We start from the raw sequence: 20,503 nt of genomic DNA on the forward strand, positions 1-20,503 counted from the left end.
CCAGGAGCTCATTGTCGAGCGCGCGCGGCCCTCGGCGCACGTCTGGGTGATGGCCAGGCCGTAGTACTGCGTCGTCCAGGTCACCACCGCGTTGGTCAGCAGTCGGTCAGCGCGGCCAAGTGGCGGTGGCGGCTCGCGCGGGCGGACGCCGGGCCGCGCAGCGTGAGGGCGCGGCCGACGCGTGGCTCGGCTCCCGCGACCACCGTCGCGTTCCCCTCGGTCAGACCGAGGGTTGCGCGGCGGGTGTGTGGGTTACGGCGTCGGCGGACAGTTTGGGGGCGGTCTCTTCGAGGTCGGGGTGGGTGGCGGCGACGGTGCGCAGGATGCGGATGAGGGATTGGGGTTCGAGGGGGCGGCCGTTGATGGTGGTGAAGAGGTGTCCGGTGTCGTTGCGGGTGGTGGCGCGGTGGGGGAGGTATTCGTTGATGGCGCGTACGGCGTCGTGGTGGACGGGCTGGAGGCGGGTGGCGTCGGAGGCGGCGTGCTTCTGGGGGACGTCGCAGGTGGTGCGGTGCTGCTCGCGGTGGCGGTCGGTCAGGCGCATGGCGGTGATCTGGCCGGGCCGCAGGATGTCGTCTTCGTGGTGCCGGGCCCAGAGGTAGGGGTTGAGGCAGAGGTAAACGAGGGCGCGGGCGCGGTGGGGGCCTTCGCGGCGGGTGCTGGGGTAGCGGTCGGCGGCTTGGGCGAGCCAGCGGCATTGGTCGGGGGTGAGGAGGTCGCGGCCGGGCAGGCCTGCGGCGAAGTTCCCGCCGCGCTGGAACTGGAGCGACTTCGCGGTGCCGGCCGGGACGAGGGCGGGCCCGCCGGCGGCTGCGGGGGTCTCGGCCCAGCAGTAGAAGGAGCGGACGGCGCCGCAGGCGGCGTCGCGGGGGCGGTCCGCGGTCGCGTAGCCGATGGCCCGGTTCAGCAGGGCCATGGGGTGGGGTGGAGGTACAGGTCGGGGTCGGGGCGGCCTCGAGTCCGCAGCCGACGGTGTGCCAGTGCGGGACGGCGGGCCGGTCGTGCTCGATGGCCTGGTAGCTGAAGTAGCCGTTCGCCTCGGAGTTCGGGCCAGCCAGCCACTCTTCGACCAGGGCGGCGACGTCGTCGACCGAGGTCGTTCGCGCACGCCTCCCGCCGGGCCGCCGTCCACACCAAGGCCCCGCTGTCCCACGCCTCCGCCAGGCGAACCATGTGGTCGATGTCCAGCGCCCCGGCCGGGCTGGCGCCCCGTGCCGCGCCAGGTGGGCAGTTGCGTGCGGCGATCAGGACCAGGCCGAGCACCGCGTACGTCGTGAGGATGTCGCCGGTGTGCAGGAGTACTGCGTGGAGAACTCCCAGGACGAGCGGGCCGAGTGAGCGGCGCAGCAGGCGGGGAACGGCGCTCGTGCCGGCGCGTTCGGCGGAGGCCAGCTGGGGGGTGAAGCTGTAGCCGAAGAGGAATAGTCCCATGCGAACAGGGTCTCTTCGGCGATGCTCGTCCCGCCGGGTGACAAGCGCTGCTTGGCGATGCGCCGGCCCAGCGGGCGCCGTCGCAGGTGGTCACCGCGGTCAGGCGGTCCTCGGCGTCCCAGGTGTAGCGCCAGGTGTCCGGTTTGCGGACGAGGCGGGTCTTCTGGCGCAGGACGGCGCGGTCCTGCGCGTCGTACCCGTAGCGGACGGATCCGGCGGGGGTGATGCGGGTACCGGTGTAGCTGCGCTCGCCTCGCGCCTCGGCGGCGGGCAGGGCGTCCGGCCAGGAGGCGTGGGTCTGATGGCCCGCCTCCTCGTAGGCGTAGTGCTCGCTCCACCCGGCTGCGTCGACGGCGGTGACCCGCCCTGCGGTGTCCAGCGTGAACGAGCGGCGGCCCGCCCGCTGGTCGGTGACGGCTGTCAGCCGGCCTTCGGGGCCGTAGGCGTACTCGCGCTTCTGGAGAGGGAGCGGTGAACCCGGAGAGGTGAGGATCTGCGCGCCCGGTCGCCCGGCGGGGTCCCAGGAGCGGGTCAGGGTGAATACGCCGGCCAGAGTGCGCTCGATCTCACGGCAGACGGGGGTGTGCGTGAAGGCGAGCAGCGAGGCGCAGGCGAACAGGGAGCGTCGGGCGGGGCATCGCTGCAGCCGTCCTCCTCGACGGGGCCGCTGGGGCAGTCGTCTCCGGTCCCTTCATACTCCACCGTTCGGCCTGCCGGACGCCCAGCCGGGCTTTCCGGCGGGAGGCGGGGCCGGGCGCATCGGGGTGGCCCATGCGGTCGCACCCCACAGCAGACCCCAGACCAGAAAATAGGGGGACCAGAGCAGCAGGTCCACACGGGACAGATGGCGCGCGATCTCCACGTCGGACGGACCCACGTGAACGCTGCCCGTCAACACCATGACGTCACCGATGAAGCCGAAACCCAGCGCGCCACACGCCCGCAACACCATGAGGCACCCAACGATCCACATCGGCACGGTCAGGAGCCGGCGTGGCAGTACATGCCCCCACCGCCGGACCGTGGCCAGAGCCGCTACGCCGCCCAGAACGACCAGGACGAGCGACATCCAGTGCCCCGCGATCGTGGCAGAGGACTGCGTGAACAACTCCTCACGGGCCGACCTCGGCAGCGGAGCACTGGAGGTGAGTGCCCTGCCACCCAGTGCCCAATGGAGTTTGAGCGTTCCGTAGCCGGCGACGGACCAGACACACGTCGCGTAGGCAGCCCATCGTCGCACCGGCCCGATGGTGCGGGCCATGCCCGGCCGACCGTCCCGTGCCACCTTTTTCATCCCTCGCCTCACGCCGTTCGCGCCGCAGCCGGAGCGCCATGCCCCCGCCGACGGGTGAAGAACCAGGCCATGGCCAGCCACAGACCCAGACCCGCAAACCCCTGCACGGCGGCCCCTCCTGACCACCCGGCAGGACCGGAAGCGAAAAGGACTTCGCCAGCCACATGGATCTGGCCGGCGACGGCCGGCACGACCGTTCCCCACAGCCCGAGGAGCAGCAGCGGGCGCGGAACGAGGCCGCCCCAAGGGCGTACGGCGGCAAGCGCAATGACGGCGGAGAGCAGACCCAGTGAGGCAAGCGTCCACTGCGCGAGCGCAACATCGGAGACTTCTGCGTACTGCGATGCGGGTACCGACGGCCCGCCGGGAATGCCCAGACGTCCCTGGACCGCGTAGTAGCCCTTCTGCCCCGCGTAGATCAGTTGCAGGGTTGCGGACGCGTACGCAGGCCAGGCCCATTTGATGGGTATCACGGCCGGGCGGCGCGCCGGCTCCCACGGCCGGAGGGCGTTCAGAACTGCCGTCGCATTCATGCGCCCGGCACCTGCCTCGGATCAGGAGTGCTCGTCATACGCTCACGATCACGCCGCCACCCCTCTCATGTCTTCGCACTCGAAGGTGATCCGCCTCCCCCGCGCGGGGGAGGCCGGCGAAGCACGCGGCGGTGTGAGAGCCCAGTACAGAAAGGGAACGGCCACCCGGCTGTTCATGCTCCGATTCTTCGCCCGGCAGCAAGTACGCCAGTCACAACCACTGCGGAGCGGCGCGGACGGCCCCGCCCAGTGCACATGTATCGGGCGGGGCCGTTGTCTTCCCGGGCCGGCGAGGGAATGCGGCGTGTGCCATCCGGCAGGCGGCGCGGCAGGGATGTGGTCGGCGTACCGCTGCCGCGGGCCGGCCGCGGGCAGGCCCGGTTTCCCCCGGGCGTTGCGGCGGCATCGTAGAGGGGGACAGGGGCTGTCCGATTGAGCGGGCAGCCCGGATAGCGTGGGCACATGGTCCACCTCAAGCAGCCGCACCTGTCCGGGCTGGGGAGAAACCCCGCCGCCCCAGCAGAAGTCATGGTGCGCTTGGCCGCGCACGCCGCTGGCCGACACGGACTGGATACGCGCAAGGGACAACTGCCGGATGTGGTGACCGAAGCCCTGCTGACGCACGGCGACAGCTATACGGCAGTGAGCCTGCACGGGCATCGGGTCTCCCCGGCGATGCGCCGCAGGATCGCCGAGCACCCCGACCCGGCGATCCGCGACGCCTACGCGGGCTTCGTCCGGACCATGGTGGAGCGCGGGGTGCCGATGAGCATCGAGGACCTGGTCGAGGCCTACAACCGGGTGCCGACGGAACTCGTGACCGCCTCCGATCCCAAGGTGCGCGCGATGGTCGCAGCCACCTGGCGGGACCGGCCGGTCACCGTGCAACTGGCGCTGCTCACCGACCCGGACCCCGGGGTGCGTGCTGCAGCCACCAGAAGCGAGCACCCGGGCGTCCCTGACGAGTACCACGAGCGCTGCCTCGCCGATCCGGCCGTCCAGGCCAACATCGCACGTCGTCTCCCGCTGACGTTCGACCAGTTCGCGCGGCTGCTGGCGACCGGGGACGAGGCGGTGTTGCACGCCGTGGCCGGCAACCCTCATCTGACCGCCGACATGGTGACCCACCTGCAGGGCAGCGAGGACCCGCACGTGCGCGTCGCGGTGGCCTACAGCCGCCACACCGCCCCCGAGACCCGCGACCGGCTGCTCGCGCTGGTGGAGGCCGAAGACGAGGCCGGCAGCGACGACGCGGGCCTCGCACTCCGCTGGTCGCCCTACAGTCCGAGTTGGCTGCGGAACGCGCCGCTGGCCGAGCGGCTGACCTACCTGCAGTGCCCGCATGTGGTGTTCCGGCGAGAAGTGGCGGCCAGCGGGGATCTGCCGGATCAGGCGTGGCGGCAGCTGGACGACGACCCGGACGTGTCCGTCCGCCGCGCGGCCGCCCACCGGCCCGACACGCCGCCACAGGTCCTGCTGCGGCTGCTCCGCGCCCACGGCGACCTCTCCCGCGTCCGCCCCATGCTGGTGGACCACCCCAACTTCCCGCGACACGCGCTGCGCGGCTTCGTGGAGGAGCAGGACCCGAGAGTACGCGTCCTCGCGCTGAAGGACCCCGAGCTCCCTCCTGCGGAGCTGCGGCGGCTCGCGGCCAGCGCCGAGTCGTTCCTGCGCGCCAGCACGGCCCGACACCCCAACATCCCGACGGACCTGCTGGAGTTGCTGCTGACGGACCCCGAACCAAGCGTCGCCGATGATGCTGCGGCCAACCCTCTCCTGCCAAGAGCCCAGATGGATCGCATCCTCGCCAAGGCCGGCCTCTGAATCCGCCGTGAATGCGGCTCGGGCCGGAGGGACCGGAGACAAGAGGGCACGCCGGGGTATCCGTTGAGCAAGCCCGGTGCAGGGCACCGAGCGATGGGCCGACCTCCTGCGCACCACGATGCCGAGGGCCTGGTGCGTGAGGCGATCCTGGGGTCTGCGACGTGGCCGGACATCGCGGCCGCGATGGGCCGCCTCGATGCCGCCGGTGTCGAGGTCGCCCGGATCCTGACCGACGTCCACCATGCTGGGGTCGGCGTGGACCAGGCCGTCGCCGCTATCACCGCGGCCGCCGCCAAGACCCCCGCTCCCGCCCCGGCTTCGACTACCCCGGCGGCCACGTCGTCTGCGCCCACCCCCGCGCCCCGCCGCGGCCGCGTTGTCCGCGCCCTCGACCTCGGTGACCGGGCTCGCACTCTGGAGCAGCAGCCCGGCGGCCTGGCGCGGGTTCGGCGGTGCCCCCGCAGGCCGGCCGACCGCCCGAGCGCCGGGGCGGATCCTCGGGCGGATGGCTGCGAGTGCGTGAACCCGGCCCGGGCGAGGCTCGGTTGGTATCGGTGTACTGGTACCGGTACCGGGACGGCTGTTGTCGCGGCCCGGGCCTGCCGTCAGGAGTTGGGCAGGCGGCGGAAACGGTCGTCGTCCTGGTAGCCGACCGCCGGTATGCCCAGCAGGTCGTCCACGCCGGGGAAGCCCTCGCCCGCCTGGAACTCCGCCCCGTGCACCGACGCGTTCTGCGACGGGCCCGCGTACATGCCGGTGTGGGCGCTGCCCAGTTCCATGAGGTAGCCGCCCGTCGCCGAGGGGCGGCGCCGGTCGTCGACGACGGCCTGGGTGGCGTAGGTGTTCATGGCGGCGACGCGCTGGTAGAGGGCGGTCGCCGACATCGGGGGGCGGCGGGCCGGGCGGCCGTCGAGGCCCTTGACCCGGATGTGGTGGGTCCGGGCGGCCTCCAGCACCGCTCCCAGTCCGGTTGCGCCCAGGTTCATGTTGCTGTCGTAGCGCGCGACGAACGCCTGCAGTTCGGGGCTCATCGTCCCGTCGGCGAGGTACGCGTCGACGTGTGACTGGTATCCGTCGTCGCGGATGCTCTCCAGGTAGAGGGTGCTCACGCCGGCGGCCTGGATCTGTTCCATGTGCGTGCACAGGAACTGCCAGATGCGTGCCCCGGAGTGGGTGCCGCCGATGGCCACGCCGTCGAACTGCTCCAGCAGTGCGCGCAGGTCGCCCATCGCGTCCTGGGAGCCGGCGCCGGCCAGGGTGTCCTCCACCGTCCGGTGGCGCTGCTGCCGGTCCTCGGGAGTCTCCGTGTACGCGTCGCGCGTGGCTCGGGCGTCACGGCCGAGTTGTGTGTCGCGTGCGTCCTGGCGGTTCCAGTGGCCGAGGGTGCGCGGGTCGGCGCGGCCGATGCCCTCCAGTACATCATTGCGTCCGGCCGTCGGGGAAACGTCCGGCGCGAGCCTGCGGATGTTGCCCAGGTTGTAGTGGAGCAGCTGGTCGGTCTCCTGGAGTGTCTGCGGGTCCGCGTCGATGGCTACGCGCTGCTTGTTGCCGGCGTCCCGGGTGGCCTGCGGCAGACTCTGCCATTCGTCCGCCGTCAGCGCGTTCGGTGTGCGGTCCCTCGCGCGGGAGTTGCGGGGACCCCGTACCCGCAGTGCTGGGCCCGGCGGGTGCTGGTGCAGTTCCTCCTGCTCCATGCGCTGGACCACGGGAGCGGGACCCGACGGCGGCTCCGCGGTGCGCGCGTGCCGCTGTGCCTCGATGATGCGGGACACCACCGCGTTCCCGGCGAGACGCTGGAGTTGCGGCATCGACTCCGCGGTCGTTGCGCCGCCGGACCGGGACAGTCGCGCAGCCTGCGCGGCTCCCGGGCGCTGCGGTCCTTTCCGCTGCTCGTCACCGGTCTGCTGCGCCCGCATGCGGCGTCCCCTCTGCGACATGGACTGGGAACGTCCAGTGTCGCTGCTCTGCCTTCCTCGGCGGTACGTCCGGAGGGGCAGGTACGGGTGCAGGCGCCTTGCCCTTCACGCGTGGAGTAGTGGGAGCGGGGGTCGGCTCACCATCCCCGGTGGGTCAGCCGGAGCGGGGTGCGGGTGAGGGCTCCGGCTGTCAGGGGCGGCGGCTGGGGTCGGCGACGTACGCCCGCCAGCCGCAGGGGAGCCCATTCCGTCAGGACACACGCAACAGCACACCCTTCACACCCGGCCGTCCGGGCCCCGGCCGCATCGACAAGATCGTGTCGGCGGGCACCAACCTGTCCACCCGGGACGCCGGATGCGCGCCGCCCGCGCTGTCCGACCCGCTGCTGCGCCGCCGCCCGCGCGCCTGACCGTGCCGGCCGCCGTCCTCGCCCTCGGCGGCGACGGCGGCAACCCGGCCTTCGGCGCCTCTACGCGCGTAGGACGGTCCCGCCGCATGTCGGAAGCCACAAGTTGGAAAGCCCTCGACTGGATCATCGGCCACACCTGCTCCGAGAGTGGAATCAATCACTCCCACATCAGGAGATGATTCCGGCCACCGGGCCGCAGGGCACCCACCCTCGGCCGGGTGTGCCATGAGCAGCGACATCCGAGCGACATCAGGGGAACACACCCGTGCGACGAAAGATCTTCGGCGCGGCCGCCACCGCGGTCGTGCTCGGCCTGCTGATACCACTGTCCGGATGCGGCAGTTCGGACGACGGCGCGGGTGACGGCGGAACGCTCCGCCTGGTGGCCGCCGAGTACGGCGACACCCCGGCCACCAGTTCCAAGGCCTACTGGGACAAGGTGACCGGCAACTTCACCGCCGCCAACCCCGGTGTCAAGGTCGAGGTGCAGCTGGTGCCGTGGGCCGACATCGACCGCGAGGTCTCCCGGATGGTGAAGGCGGGCAAGGCGCCCGACATGGCGCTCATGGGCTCCTATTCGGACTACGCGGCCCAGGGGAAGCTCTATTCCGCGGAAGAGCTCCTCTCGGTCGGCGCCGAGGCGAACTTCCTGCAGCCGCTCGCCGAGGCGGGGACCGTCAACAGCCGTCTCTACGGACTGCCCTTCGTGGCGAGCAGCCGTCTCCTGTTCTACAACGAGGCGCTCTTCGCCAAGGCCGGCGTCAAGAAGGCCCCCAAGACCTGGTCCGAACTCAAAGCCGCCGCCAAGGCGCTCAAGGACAAGGACGTGAAGTACCCGTACGCCATGCCCCTGGGCCCGGAGGAGGCGCACGCCGAGGCGTTGATCTGGGAGCTCAGCAACGGCGGCGGCTACGCCGACAGCAGCGGCAAGTACAGCCTGGACTCCGAGCAGAACGTCAGGACCTGGCAGTGGGTTAAGGACAACCTGGTGACCCCCGGCCTCGTCGGGCCCACCCCGCCGTCCCGGCTGAACCGCGCCGACGCCTTCGCCGCCTTCCTGCGCGGCGAGGTCGGCATGCTCAACGGTTACCCCTCGCTCGCCCACCAGGCGGCCGAGAAGGGCATCGACGTCGGCACCGTCGCCATGCCGGTGTCGGACTCGCTCGGCTCGGGGGAGAGTCCGCCGACCGTGGGTGTGGCCGACTGGATGGTGGCCTTCAAGGAGAACGACAGGCGCGCCGAGATCGGCAAGTTCCTGGAGTTCGTCTACCAGGACAAGAACCTGTCGGACTTCGCCGGCCGTTACCACCTGCTGCCGTCCACCGCCTCGGCCGCACGCACCCCGGCCGGCGGCGGCCTCAGCCAGACCGACGAGGACTTCCTGAGCGCGCTGCGGACCGCCCGGCTCTACCCGGTGAACGACCCGTCGTGGGTGACGGTCAGCGACACGATCAAGCGCAACATCGGACGCGCCGTGGAACCGGGCGGGGACCCGACGGCCGTTCTGGAGGACATCGCGACCAAGGCGGTGGAGGCCGGCAAGAAGAACTGACGGCCTCCCGGCGGATCGCCGACGCGGTGCCCAGGGGCTTCCAGGAGTTCCTGGGCTACTTCCCCCGCTGGTTGAACGGCAGTCTGCCGAGTACGACCGCCATGCCGCAGGTGTTGGTGAGAGCGGAGAACACCAGACCGGCCGCGATCCCGGCGGCCAGCAGCTGGAACGCCGGATGGACGAACAGGCCCAGGGCCAGGCCCAGCAGCACGATGCCGCCCGCGGTGAAGCGGACCTGGCGCTCCATGGCCCAGACGGCCCGCGGCCGGCCGGCCGGGTACTGCAGCCCGTGGCCCTCGGCGGCCCACGCCGTGGTGCCGCCGCTCAGGCTCGACGCGGGGATGCCGTGGGAGGCCAGGGTGGCGGTGGCGTTGCCCGAGCGGGCGCCCGAGGAGCACACCAGGAGGAGGGGCTTGCGCCCGGCGGCCTCCCGGAGCTCCGGCAGCGCCCGCCCGATGCGGTCGAGCGGGATGTTGACGGCGTCCGGCAGGTGGCCGGACGCGAACTCGGCGGGAGTGCGGACATCGACGACGGTCAGCTCGTCGAGGCGGGGCTGCGCCTCGCCGACGCTCAGTGTGGCGGCGGAATCACTCATGGCGGATCAGATCCTTGGCAGGGGAGGGGGGTACGCCCGCGAAGACCGCCCGGGGCAATACACCTAGGCGTTCGCGATGACGAGGAGGGTGCGGGCGGCGGTCGGGCCCGTCAGGCGACATCGGTGCGGGACTTCGCCCCGGTGGTGGGCGCTCTGGCCGGCCCGCAGCGTCAGCGGTGCCTCGCCCTCGAGTTCCAGGACCAGCTCGCCCTCCAGGACGTAGAGGAAGTCCTCGCCGGGGTGCTCGAACCAGCCGCGCTCGCCCTGGCCGCGCTCGAAGTGGTGCTCGTACGCCGCCATCAGCGTGCTGCGGCCGCCGGGGATGAGCACCTGCGCGACCTGCCCCGCGGTCTCGGTCACCCGGATCACCTGCGGGTCGCTCTCGTGGCTGACCGTGCCCGGACGGCCGGGCGGTCGGAGGAAGGTGCCCGGCGTGACGTCGAGTGCCTCGGCGATCCGGTAGATCGAGCTGAGGCTGGGCGTGGCGAGGCCGCGTTCGAGCTGGCTGAGGAAGGGCTGGGAGAGGCCTGAGCGGGCGGCGAGGACGGCCATGGAGACGCCGCGCTGTTTGCGGCAGCTCCGGATCACCCGTCCGACCTCGATCGCCTCGGGCGTGGGTTCGGGTCGAGACACGCAGGTGAACGTACCGCATCACCGATCACGGGTCCGGCGCCCCGGCGAGGTTTCGCACTGCCGCAACACTCCCGTCATAAGCGTGGTCAATTATTGACCTCACTTATCGACGGCGGAGGAGCCGCCCCGTGCAAGCCACCCACTCACCGCCCGGCCGGACCCTCGGCCGACTGGGCCCGGCCCTGGGCGCGGCAGGCGCCGTGCTCGCGCTCTGGTACCTGCTCGCCTGGTCCGGCGCGGTGGCTCCGGGACTCCTCCCCACACCCGCCCAGACCCTGGCCGCGCTCGCGGACAGCGCCCGCAGCGGAATCCTGGCCGCCGATCTCGGCGCCAGCCTGGCCCGTGCCGGGCAGGGCTTCGCGCTGGGCGCCCTCGTCGGCAGCGCCCTGGGCTTCGCCACCGGCTACCTGCCGAAGCTCTCCTCCGCCGTCACCCCGGTCATCTCCTTCCTGCGTTCGATCCCGGCCATCGCCCTGGTACCGCTCGCCACCGCCTGGTTCGGCGTCGGGGAGAGCGCCAAGCGCCTGCTGATCGCGTACGCCGTACTGCTCGCCGTATGGCTCTACGTCCACGACGGGGTGTCCCGGGTCCCGGTCTCCCACCTGCGGGCGGCCCGGTCGCTGGGGGCACCGCTGCACCGGCGGTTCATCGAGGTGCTGCTGCCCGCCGCCGCGCCCGCCCTGCTCGCGGCGCTGCGCTACGGGGCTTCGGTCGCGCTGCTCGCCCTGGTGGCCGCGGAACTGGGCGGCGCGGACAGCGGCCTGGCGTACCGGCTCCAGGTGGACGGCCAGTTCCTGCGGGTGGACCGGATGTTCGCCGGGCTGCTCGTGCTCGGGCTGCTCGGCGTGGCCGTCGACCTCGTCTTGGCCGCGATCAGCCGCCGGTTCGTGCACTGGAGCACGTCATGAGCCGGGCCGTACGTCTGGAGGGGCTGTCCGTGGGGTACGGCGCCGCCCCCGTGCTGGAGCGCACGGACCTCGAACTGCCCGCGGGCTCGTTCACCGCCCTGCTCGGGCCGAGCGGATGCGGCAAGTCGACGGTGCTGGGAGCCGTGGCCGGGTTCGTACCGCCCGCCACGGGCACGGTGACGGCGGGTTCCCGACCCGTGCGCGGACCGGGGCCCGACCGTGGCGTTGTCTTCCAGCACTACGCGCTCTTCCCCTGGCGCACCGCCCGCGGCAACGTCGAGTTCGCGCTCAAGCGGCTCGGTCTGCCGCGCGCGGAACGCCGCCGGCGCGCCCTGGAGGCGCTCGCCGAGGTCGGCCTGGCGGACGGCACCGACAAGTACCCGGCGCAGCTCTCGGGCGGCATGCAGCAACGCGTCGCGCTGGCCCGCGCCCTGGCCGCCGAGCCCGAAGTCCTCCTGCTGGACGAGCCGTTCGGGGCCCTGGACGCCCTGACCCGGACCCGCATGCAGCGCCTGCTGCGGGAGCTGTGGCAGCGCAGGGGCACCACCGTGCTGTTCGTCACCCACGACATCGACGAGGCACTGGCCCTGGCCCAGCGGGTCGTCGTCCTCGGCGGGTCCCCCGGGCGGGTACTGGCCGACCATCCGGTGCCCGGGGGACCCCCCGACCCGGACCTGCGCTCACTGATCGCCCGCCACCTCGGCTCCGACTGAGCCCCCTCGATTCCCTCTCCCGCCCGCCCCAGCTCCGTCCCCGGAAGGACTTCCCCATGCTCAGACCCCGCGCGGTGGCCGCCGTACTGATGGCGGCGCTGCTCTGCGCCCTCACCTCGGCCTGCGCCGGCGGCTCCGGCCCCGCGGCCGCCGGCCGCCCGGCCGTCTCCCTCGCCGCCAGCGACCACCTCGGCGGGGCGCCCGTCTATGTGGCACAGGAGCACGGGCTCTGGTCCGCCGAGGGCATCGACGCCACCGTGACCACCCAGCCGACCGGGCGCGACGCCCTGAACGCCGTGCTGGGCGGCCAGGCGCAGCTCGGCGTCGTGGGGGACCTGCCCGCGGTCACGGCCGCGCTCGGAGGGCGGGACCTGCGGATCGTCGCCGACCTGTCCCGCTTCTCCGACTGGCGCCTGCTCACCCGGACCGACCGGCAGATCACCGGCTTCGCCGCGCTGAAGGGCCGCAGGATCGGAGTCCCGCAGGGTACGAACGTCGAATACGCGCTCTCGCGGATGCTCGGCTCCGTACAGCTGACGGCCGCGGACGTGACCGTGGTGAACCTCGCCCCGAACCAGGTCACTCCGGCGCTGGCCCGGGGCGACATCGACGCCGGCGTCACCTTCCCCAGCTTCTACGACGCCGCGCGCACCACGCTCGGCGAGCGGTACGCCGAGCTCCCGTTCACCGGCTACACCGCACGGACCCTGCTGATCGCGGGCCCCAAGGCGAGCGAGGAGACCACGGCCGCCGTGCTGCGCACCCTGCTGCGCGCCCAGCGCGGAATCGGCGACGACCCGGCCGGCGCACGGCAGGCCGTGGTGGCCCAGTCCAAGGGCGCGCTCCAAGCCGGATACGTTGCCGGCTACCAGCCCCGCTACACCTACGGCGCGACCCTCACCCCCGAGCTGCTGGCGCAGTTGGAGGAGGAGGCCGCCTGGGCCAAGGCCGCCCAGAACCTGCCGGGCGCCGCCGACCGCACCGCACTGCTGCGGTACCTGAACCCCGCCCCCCTGACCGCGGTCGACCCCGCCGCCGTCACCGTCCGCTGAACCACACCCCACTCGAGGAGATCCTCATGACCGTCGACCAGAACACCCTGCGCCGCCGCGGCGTCGGCCTGATCGCCCACGACGCCGAGCGCAGCTACGGCGGCCACACCCTCTACACCCCGATCACCAGCGCCGGCGAGATCCACCTCGTCGACATCGAAGGCCGGTCCCTCCACACCTGGAACTCCCCGCACCCGCCCGGCCGCCAGGCGCAGCTCCTCCCGAACGGGAACCTCTTCTACGCGGCCAAGGACACCAGCAGCCCCACCCTCTTCCCCATCTGGGACGTCTACCACGGCGGCATCTTCCAGGAACTGGCCCCCGACTCCACGGTGATCCGCGAGGTCAGGCACCCTTTCCACCACCACGATGCCTCGATCCTGCGCAACGGCAACCTGATCATCGGGGCCGTCGAGCCGCTGGGCCCGGCCGACGCGGCCCGGATCCGGGGCGGCATCCCCGGATCCGAGGCACCCGGCGGGGTGATCTACGGGGACGTGGTGTACGAACTGACCTGGGACGGGGAGATCGTGTGGCGCTGGGCGGCCATCGAGCACCTCGACCCCGAGGAAGTGCCGCTGAACCCGCACTTCGCCCGCAACCACTGGCCGATGGCCAACACTGTCAACGAGAGCGCCGACGGCTCGATCGTGGTGGGCTTCCGCAGCGCGTCCACCACCGTGGCCGTCGACCGCGCCGACGGGTCCGTCCGGTGGCGCATCGGCCCCGACGCCCTGGCCCAGCAGCACCATCCGCACGAGCTGGCGGGCGGCACCATCCTGGTCTTCGACAACGGCACCTACCGCGACACCACTTCGGTCCCGTACTCGAGGGTGCTGGAGCTCGACCCGCACACCGGCAAGGAGGTGTGGGCGTACGAGGACAACCCGCCGCAGAACTTCTTCAGCCCGTACATGTCCAGCGCCCAGCGCCTGCCGAACGGCAACACCTTCATCGCCGAAGGCTCCTTCGGACGGCTCTTCGAGGTGACGCCCGAGGGTGACGTGGTGTGGGAGTTCGTGGTGCCGCAGTTCCGGTCCTTCGGTGAGGGCGCGGGCCTGGAGTCCTCGGCCGGCGCCCAGAACTCCGTCTTCCGCGCCTACCGCTACCCGGCCGACCGGTTCCCCTGGCTCTGAACGGCACCGGCTTCCGCGCGCCGCGCTATGCGTCGGCCGCGCAGCGGAAACCGATGTTCCCACTGCTGCTCTCCGGGGTGTTGCCGGTGCGCGCGGCCACCCGGTACCGGTTGCAGTACGAGTCGTGGCAGAGGTACGAACCGCCGCGCATCGCGCGGGTGCCGCCGCCCGGCGCGAAGGCGTCGGCCGACCACTCCCACACATTGCCGACGGTGTTGTAGAGGCCGTAGCCGTTCGGCTCGTGCGCGTCGACGGGCACCGAGCCCACCCAGCCGGCCTCCTTGGTCGTCACCAGGGGGAACTCGCCCTGCCAGATGTTGCACCGCCACTGGCCGCCGGGAGTGAGCTCATCGCCCCAGGGGTAGCGCGCCTGATCCAGGCCGCCACGGGCCGCGTACTCCCATTCGGCTTCCGTCGGCAGCCGCTTGCCCGCCCACGCGGCGTACGCCACCGCGTCGTACCAGGCCACGTGCACCACCGGATGCCCGTCCTCGGCCGCGGAGCCGGGTCCGAACGGCGCGCGCCACGACGCCCCTGCGACGCCGCGCCACCACGGCGTGCCCGGCGGGGCGGGGGAAGCGAGCACGGTCTCCGGGCGGCGTCACCAGCCGCGCCAACACCGAGGACGGCGGCCGCGCCACCTGGCTCGCCGAGGCCGTCCGCAAGGACAACTGGAAGGCCGTACGGTTCGCGCCCGTCAGGGACCACGCGCTGCCCGACGCACAGTGGCAGCTCGAGCTGTACGACCTCGCCTCCGACCTCGGTGAACAGCGCAACGTCGCCGACGCCAACCCGTCCGTGGCGTCCGGCCTGGTCGCCCTCATGCGCTCCTCGTGGGTGGACACGTACGTCCGCAAGCCCTACGGAGTCCGCGCGCAGATCCAGGAGCCGGCCGTGCCCGGTGAGGCCTTCACCGTCACCGCGACCCTGGGCAACGGGTCGGGCAAGCCCTGGACCCGCGCACTCCTCGCGCTGCGCGCCCCGGCGGGCTGGCAGGTCCGGGCAACCGCCGCGACGGGCCAGGACCTGCTGGCCGCCGGAGCCGTGCTCACCACGACCTGGAAGGTCACCCCGGGCGACGGCCGCCGTCGGCACGCAGTGGCCGCTGACCGTCGACGGCACCGCCGAGTCACCGACCGGGCCCCTGCGCTACTCCGCCGCGGAACGGGTCTCCACGGTCCCGCCGGCGCCGTCCGCCGACGCCTATCTGAGCGATCTCGCATGGGTGTCGGCCACCAACGGCTGGGGGCCGGTGGAACGCGACCGGTCCAACGGGCGCAACGCGGCCGGGGACGGCACGCCGATCTCGTTCGGCGGAGTGACGTACGCGAAGGGCCTCGGCGTCCATGCGCCCTCCGAGATCGTCTACCACCTCGGCGGAGCCGCGGACCGCTTCACCGCGCTCGTCGGCATCGACGACTTCTCGAAGGACCAGGCCGCCACCGGCGCGACGAAGACCTCGGTGAGGGGCGACGGGAAGGTGCTGTTCAGCAGCGGCAAACTGAGCGGCGCGGGCGGTCCCGCGCGCGTGGACATCGACGTACGCGGGGTGAAGCTGCTGTACCTGGTCGTCGAGGACGCCAACGCCAATACGGCGTTCGACCACACCTCCTGGGCCCTCGCCCGGGTGACCGTGCTCTGACCCGGCCGTGGGTAGGGTCGGGTGAACCCCATCGAGGAGGAGCAGCGTGGCGAGCATCGTGATCGCGCAGACGACGGTGAACGACGAGGGGAAGGCGTACGAGATAGGTCGGGCCGCGGTGGAGGCCCGGCTGACGGCCGGAGTGCACATCGAGGCTCGGATGACCACCTTCTACTGGGCGAAGGGCGCCGTGCAGCACGAGCGGGAGTACCGGCTCTCCTTCCAGACCACCACGGAGAAGGTCGCGGCCCTGAAGACGCGGGTGCTCGAACAGCACCCGCACGACGTGCCGCAGTGGATCGTGGTGCCGGTCGTCGAAGCCTCGGAGGAGTACCTGGCGTGGGCGGTGAAGGAGACCACCGCGGGCTAGTGCGGCCGCGGGTCAGTCTTCGGGCACGACCTGGCCGTCCTCGTCGAGCGGAAGGTGGATGCGCGAGGGGTCCTGGCTGTTGACGTCGGACGGGCGCGGGCCCTCGGGCCCGTCGGGGCCCCAGCGCAGCAGCCGGCGGGTGCGGACGATCTGGTACACGGCGCCCTGGAAGTCCAGCTGATTGACGCGCCCGGCCCGGAGGGCGTCGGCGGCCTCGGCGTACGCGGCCAGCTCCGGGGGCCGCGGGCCCGCCGACGACCCCCCCGATTCGCCGTCAGCTGCCCAGGTACGGGCGTCGGTGTGAGGGCCGGCGTCCGGGGGGATGTGACCGCGCATCCGCGGCCACATCCACGTCAGGGCGAAGTCCAGTGACTTGCGGGCTTCGTGCGCACTCGCGTGCGGACCGGTGACCGGGGTCCAGCCGCTCGCGGTCTGCTCCACGACCGTGAAGGTCGCGGGCAACAGCAGGACGTCCGGGTGGGTGTCCAGCGCCCGCAGCGCGTCGGCGCGTACGTCCTCGGGAAACCGTTCCCCGGTGTAGCACAGGCCCCGAAGGGCCAGTTGCTCAAGAGCCTGGGTGGGGGTGACCGGCGCGTCCGGATCCAGGACCAGGTCCTCATCGCCCGCCGGCCCCTTGGCGGCACGGTCCCAGTCGGGGGAGAGGGGCTCGGGATCGGTGGGCCGCGGCTGCTCGATGCCGCCCGGCCCCGCCCCCACGTACTCCTCGGCACGCACGACCCGGTACCGGGTCCCCGCCACGTCGAGTTCGTCGACGCGTTCACTCTCCAGCCGGGCGACCGCCGCCAGCAGGGCGCGCCGCTCCGCCCTGTCGCGCGCATCGTCCTTCGCACGGAACCACAACCGGGAGTTCAGCCCGTCGCGCGCCTGCTGCGGGCAACCGTCCGTCACCGCGAGCACCACCCGCCACCATGATTCCCCCGCGTACTGCGCCGCCACCCCGAACAAGGGGCCGCGCACCACGACTTTGGCGGTACGCGCCACGGCGTCGGCCGCGTCGGCTTCCACCGCGGCCTCCACCGGCTCCACGGGAACCCGCACCACCATCGGCCGGGACGAGCCCGGCACCACATCCCCACGGTCCATACGCCCATCGTGCCGCCGATGACACGACGCCGCCCCTGATTCGCGCATTCCCCTCACCCTGAGGGGGAGCGATGGCGTATGGGGGACCGGCACCGAGGCCCTGCCGGCGCGGACCCCGGCAGCGCCTATTCTGCCGAGATGATCAAGCCGATCCAACTCGTCATATTCGACTGCGACGGTGTACTGGTCGACAGCGAACGCATCGCCGCCCGCGTCCAGGTCACCCTGGGCGCGGAGCTCGGCTGGCCTCTCACGATGGACGAGGTCGTCGACCGGTTCATCGGGCGCTCGCACGCCTCCATTCGCGAGCAGGTCGCCGGCCGGCTCGGCGAGGAGACGGCCGCGATCTGGTCGGAGCGGTTCGAGCAGCTCCACCGCGAAGCCGTGGACACCGGTCTCGCCCCCGTCGAGGGACTCCCCGAGGCACTCGACGCGATCACCTTGCCGACCTGTGTGGCCTCCAGCGGATCCCACGACAAAAGATGCGCCACACCCTTGGCCGCACCGGCCTGTACGAACGCTTCGCCGGCCGCATCTACAGCGCCACCGAAGTCTCCCGCGGCAAGCCCGCCCCGGACCTGTTCCTGCACGCCGCCCGGCAGCTGGGAGTCGATCCCGCAGCCTGCGTGGTGGTCGAGGGCAGCCGGCCCGGCGTCCGGGCCGCCCGCGCGGCCGGCATGCGCGCCTTCGGTTGCGCCGGCGGCCTCACCCCGGCCGAACGGCTCGAAGGCCCCGGCACCACCGTCTTCCACGACATGCGCAGGCTCCCCACCCTCATCACCGAGCGGTGACCACCCGCTGCCCGTCGCGCCGGGCCAGCCACAGGAGCCGCCCGGCCGCTACGGCCGACGAGGTAAGCGGAACGGTCGGTCCCCCGCCCGCGTGGCGTGCACGTGCGCATCGGCGCGGGGGACGATGAGATGGCTGGGAGCACAGAAGCCGGCAGGTGATCACTGCCCGGCGTAGGGCCGCAGTCAGGGCCGCAGCCTTCGGCGGCCGGAAGGAGAGCCCGGAGATGGGTGCAATCGAGCCCTTGGGGGGCGACCCCGACGGGGCGCGGGCCGCTGCGTCCGGGCCGGGCGGCCTGCTCGACGTGCTCAAGGTGGCCGCCGTTCTCCTGGACGCCGACGGCAGGATCGATCTGTGGAGCCCGCAGGCCGAGGACCTGTTCGGTTACACCGCCGAGGAGGCCCTCGGCGAGTTCGCGGGCCACCTGCTGGTCCACGAAGAGCAGCTGCCGCTCGTGATGGGCATGTTCGCCCAGGTCATGGAAGGCGGGGGCAGCTGGGTGGGAGCGTTCCCCGTCCGGCACAAGGACGGCAGCACACGCATGGTGGAATTCCGCAACATGCGGCTGCTCGACTCCCAGCAGGAGTACTACGCCCTGGGCCTGGCCGCGGACCAGGCGACGGTACGGCAGGTCGAACGGGACCTGGCACTGTCCGCCAGACTGGTGGCCCAGTCGCCGGTCGGACTGGGCGTACTCGACACGGACCTCCGTTACGTCTCGGTCAATCCGGCCGAGGAGCGCCTGAACGGGGTGTCGGCGGCCGAGCACATCGGCCGGCACGTTCACGAGGTGCTGCCGGCCGTGGACCCGTCCTTCGAAGCCGCGATGCGTGAGGTTCTGGCCACGGGCGTTCCCATCGTGGACCAGTACACCGTCGGCCGTACCCCGGCCGACCCGGATCACGATCACGCCTGGTCGATCTCGTTCTACCGGCTGGAAGCCCCCAACGGGACCGTGCTGGGCGTGGCCACCTCCAGCGTGGACGTCACCGAGCGCCACCGGGCGGTCGAGGAACAGCGCCACACCGCCCTGACCCTCCAGCGCAGCCTGCTGCCCCACACGCCACCGCGGCGGCCGGGCCTGGAGGTCGCCACCCGCTACCGCCCCGCCCAGGCCACCATGGAGATCGGCGGCGACTGGTTCGACGTGATCCCCCTGAGCGGCGACAAGACCGCACTCGTCGTCGGCGACGTCATGGGCAGCGGCGTAGGAGCCGCAGCCACCATGGGCCAGCTGCGCACCGCCACCCGGACGCTGGCCGATCTGGATCTGGACCCCGCCCAGGTTCTGCACCATCTCGATCACGTCACCGAGGACCTCGAGACGATCGCGACCTGTGTCTATGCCGTCTACGACCCCCACACGGCGCAATGCCACCTCTCCCTGGCCGGACACCTGCCGCCGGTCCTCCTTCGGCGGGACGGCAGGCGCGAGCTCCTCGACCTGCCCACCGGCGCGCCGCTGGGCGGCTGTGATGTCGCCTTCCACACCACCAGTCTCGCCATTGAGGTGGGCGACCAGCTCGTTCTCTACACCGACGGCCTAGTCGAGACCCGCGATGATCCGATCGACACGCGCCTCGCGGTTCTCCTCGAGGTCCTCGATGACCCCAGCCGCTCGCTGGACGAGACCTGCGACCTGCTCCTGCACACCATGCGGCACCCGGGAGACCACGACGACGTGGCCCTGCTCATCGCCAGGGCCACGCCGACGGCCGGGCGGATTCGCTAGCCCGGCAGGGCCCGGACGAACCCGGCGACCAGCGCTGCCACCGCTTCCGGGGTCTCCAGGTTCATGAGATGGGTGGCGTCGATCCGGTCGACGCTGATCCTCGGCCGGGTGCTGGAGAGCGCGGCCAGCTCCTCGGAGACCCCTTGGGCGAACCGGTCGCTGAATGCGCCGAACCACTCCATGCCGGGCGCAGGGGGCAGCCGGCGGCCGGCCTGTACGACCAGCAGCGGGTGGTCGAACCCGTCCAGCCATGGGGTGACACCGCGCGCGAAGATCCTGTGGAGTTCGTCGAAGAGCTCCAGCGCCTGCGCCCGTTCCGGCAGCGTCTGCCACGTGCCGTCGGGCAGCGGGCGTGCGGCCGCACGGGCGGTCGCCTCCGCACGGTCGGCGGGGATCCCGAACCGGGCGGAGTTGCTGATCTTCTCCGCGATGTACTCGGGTGGCGCGATGATCCCGGCCGACGCCAGCAGCCCCTCACCCACCCGGTCGGCGCCGGGGTACTCGCGCCCCCACCAGAAGCCGTCGAGATTCACGGCGGCACGGACCCGGGCGCGGCCCGGATTCGCCCGGGCGTACTCGACCGCGACCACTCCGCCCAGGGAATGGCCCACCACGACGGCCTCCGGCACGCCGCGCGCGTCGAGCGTGTCCGCGATGTGCCGCACCACGGCGGGGATGGTCCAGGGGGAGATGGAGGGGGAGCGGCCGTGCCCGGGAAGGTCGACGGCGAGGACACGGTGCCCGGCCGTGAGGAGGGCGGCCGAGGCGTCCCAGTCGGCGAGCGACCGTCCGTAACCGTGCAGCAGAACCAGTTGGGGGCCATCGCCCCCGTAGTCATGAGCGTGTAAGAGTGTCATCGGGCGTCACTG

Annotated in this window: 18 protein-coding genes and 3 pseudogenes; 11 read left to right on the plus strand and 10 right to left on the minus strand. The window is 72.3% G+C overall.

Annotation, left to right across the window (positions count from 1 at the left end):
- Positions 1 to 220: 220 nt before the first annotated feature.
- The 4 genes from RIU97_RS40095 to RIU97_RS40110 form a co-directional block, all read right to left on the minus strand.
- On the minus strand, positions 221 to 916 hold the full coding sequence (locus RIU97_RS40095) for a hypothetical protein (RefSeq protein WP_404962425.1): 696 nt from the start codon (positions 914 to 916) through the stop codon (positions 221 to 223).
- Positions 904 to 1,431, minus strand: coding sequence for a hypothetical protein (locus tag RIU97_RS40100; RefSeq protein ID WP_404962427.1), 528 nt, complete (start codon positions 1,429 to 1,431; stop codon positions 904 to 906). The genes RIU97_RS40095 and RIU97_RS40100 overlap by 13 nt, the downstream gene beginning before the upstream one ends.
- Before the next feature lie 691 nt (positions 1,432 to 2,122).
- Positions 2,123 to 2,671: a DUF3995 domain-containing protein gene (locus tag RIU97_RS40105; protein WP_404962428.1), complete on the minus strand. Its 549-nt coding sequence runs from the start codon at positions 2,669 to 2,671 to the stop codon at positions 2,123 to 2,125.
- A gap of 62 nt (positions 2,672 to 2,733) precedes the next feature.
- Positions 2,734 to 3,258 carry a hypothetical protein gene (locus RIU97_RS40110; RefSeq protein WP_404962429.1) on the minus strand — a complete coding sequence of 175 codons (525 nt, stop codon included), beginning with the start codon at positions 3,256 to 3,258 and terminating at the stop codon, positions 2,734 to 2,736.
- Between the two features lie 597 nt (positions 3,259 to 3,855).
- On the opposite strand from RIU97_RS40110, the gene RIU97_RS40115 reads away from it, so the two are divergent.
- A complete protein-coding gene (locus RIU97_RS40115) occupies positions 3,856 to 5,082 on the plus strand; it encodes a hypothetical protein (protein WP_404962431.1) in 1,227 nt (408 codons plus the stop codon).
- Positions 5,083 to 5,687: 605 nt separating this feature from the next.
- Here RIU97_RS40115 and RIU97_RS40120 read toward each other — a convergent pair.
- Positions 5,688 to 6,998 carry a hypothetical protein gene (locus RIU97_RS40120; protein WP_404962432.1) on the minus strand — a complete coding sequence of 437 codons (1,311 nt, stop codon included), beginning with the start codon at positions 6,996 to 6,998 and terminating at the stop codon, positions 5,688 to 5,690.
- Positions 6,999 to 7,673: 675 nt separating this feature from the next.
- Here RIU97_RS40120 and RIU97_RS40125 point away from each other — a divergent pair.
- Positions 7,674 to 8,960, plus strand: a complete 1,287-nt coding sequence (locus RIU97_RS40125; RefSeq protein ID WP_404962434.1) for an extracellular solute-binding protein — start codon at positions 7,674 to 7,676, stop codon at positions 8,958 to 8,960.
- Positions 8,961 to 9,015: 55 nt separating this feature from the next.
- Here the strand turns inward: RIU97_RS40125 and RIU97_RS40130 are convergent, their stop codons facing one another.
- Positions 9,016 to 9,555: a rhodanese-like domain-containing protein gene (locus RIU97_RS40130; RefSeq protein ID WP_404962436.1), complete on the minus strand. Its 540-nt coding sequence runs from the start codon at positions 9,553 to 9,555 to the stop codon at positions 9,016 to 9,018.
- 63 nt (positions 9,556 to 9,618) lie between these two features.
- Complete coding sequence (locus RIU97_RS40135; protein ID WP_404962437.1) at positions 9,619 to 10,188, minus strand: helix-turn-helix domain-containing protein; 570 nt, start codon at positions 10,186 to 10,188, stop codon at positions 9,619 to 9,621.
- Positions 10,189 to 10,316: 128 nt separating this feature from the next.
- Here RIU97_RS40135 and RIU97_RS40140 point away from each other — a divergent pair, with 128 nt between their 5' ends.
- From RIU97_RS40140 to RIU97_RS40155, 4 genes are read left to right on the plus strand one after another with little or no spacing between them, the layout of a single operon-like run.
- Complete coding sequence (locus RIU97_RS40140; RefSeq protein WP_404962438.1) at positions 10,317 to 11,096, plus strand: ABC transporter permease; 780 nt, start codon at positions 10,317 to 10,319, stop codon at positions 11,094 to 11,096.
- The gene (locus tag RIU97_RS40145; protein WP_404962439.1) at positions 11,093 to 11,809 is read left to right on the plus strand and encodes an ABC transporter ATP-binding protein; all 717 of its coding nucleotides are present in this window, start codon (positions 11,093 to 11,095) and stop codon (positions 11,807 to 11,809) included. The genes RIU97_RS40140 and RIU97_RS40145 overlap by 4 nt, the downstream gene beginning before the upstream one ends.
- A gap of 56 nt (positions 11,810 to 11,865) precedes the next feature.
- Positions 11,866 to 12,861 (plus strand): ABC transporter substrate-binding protein, encoded by a 996-nt coding sequence (locus RIU97_RS40150; RefSeq protein WP_404962440.1) that lies wholly within the window; start codon positions 11,866 to 11,868, stop codon positions 12,859 to 12,861.
- Positions 12,862 to 12,887: 26 nt separating this feature from the next.
- A complete protein-coding gene (locus RIU97_RS40155; protein WP_404962441.1) occupies positions 12,888 to 13,997 on the plus strand; it encodes an aryl-sulfate sulfotransferase in 1,110 nt (369 codons plus the stop codon).
- 25 nt (positions 13,998 to 14,022) lie between these two features.
- Here RIU97_RS40155 and RIU97_RS40160 read toward each other — a convergent pair.
- A pseudogene (locus tag RIU97_RS40160) lies at positions 14,023 to 14,574 on the minus strand (SUMF1/EgtB/PvdO family nonheme iron enzyme); the annotation flags it as partial.
- A 245-nt stretch (positions 14,575 to 14,819) separates the two neighbouring features.
- Between RIU97_RS40160 and RIU97_RS40165 the strand changes: the two are divergent.
- The 3 genes and pseudogenes from RIU97_RS40165 to cutA form a co-directional block, all read left to right on the plus strand.
- Positions 14,820 to 15,020 (plus strand): annotated as a pseudogene (locus tag RIU97_RS40165) (Tat pathway signal sequence domain protein); the annotation flags it as partial.
- A gap of 202 nt (positions 15,021 to 15,222) precedes the next feature.
- Positions 15,223 to 15,639, plus strand: coding sequence for an NPCBM/NEW2 domain-containing protein (locus RIU97_RS40170; RefSeq protein WP_404962442.1), 417 nt, complete (start codon positions 15,223 to 15,225; stop codon positions 15,637 to 15,639).
- A gap of 46 nt (positions 15,640 to 15,685) precedes the next feature.
- Positions 15,686 to 16,009 carry a divalent-cation tolerance protein CutA gene (cutA, locus tag RIU97_RS40175; RefSeq protein ID WP_404962443.1) on the plus strand — a complete coding sequence of 108 codons (324 nt, stop codon included), beginning with the start codon at positions 15,686 to 15,688 and terminating at the stop codon, positions 16,007 to 16,009.
- 12 nt (positions 16,010 to 16,021) lie between these two features.
- Here the strand turns inward: cutA and RIU97_RS40180 are convergent, their stop codons facing one another.
- Positions 16,022 to 17,113, minus strand: a complete 1,092-nt coding sequence (locus RIU97_RS40180) for a DUF5954 family protein (RefSeq protein ID WP_404962444.1) — start codon at positions 17,111 to 17,113, stop codon at positions 16,022 to 16,024.
- Positions 17,114 to 17,251: 138 nt separating this feature from the next.
- Here RIU97_RS40180 and RIU97_RS40185 point away from each other — a divergent pair.
- Positions 17,252 to 17,904: pseudogene (locus RIU97_RS40185) on the plus strand (HAD family hydrolase).
- Between the two features lie 224 nt (positions 17,905 to 18,128).
- The gene (locus tag RIU97_RS40190; RefSeq protein WP_404962445.1) at positions 18,129 to 19,634 is read left to right on the plus strand and encodes a SpoIIE family protein phosphatase; all 1,506 of its coding nucleotides are present in this window, start codon (positions 18,129 to 18,131) and stop codon (positions 19,632 to 19,634) included.
- On the opposite strand, the gene RIU97_RS40195 is transcribed toward RIU97_RS40190, so the two are convergent.
- Positions 19,631 to 20,491, minus strand: a complete 861-nt coding sequence (locus tag RIU97_RS40195; RefSeq protein ID WP_404962446.1) for an alpha/beta fold hydrolase — start codon at positions 20,489 to 20,491, stop codon at positions 19,631 to 19,633. The two genes, RIU97_RS40190 and RIU97_RS40195, sit on opposite strands and share 4 nt — an antisense overlap.
- Positions 20,492 to 20,503: the final 12 nt, after the last annotated feature.

This window comes from Streptomyces sp. 147326 (assembly GCF_045000215.1).
In the GTDB taxonomy this organism is placed as follows: domain Bacteria; phylum Actinomycetota; class Actinomycetes; order Streptomycetales; family Streptomycetaceae; genus Streptomyces.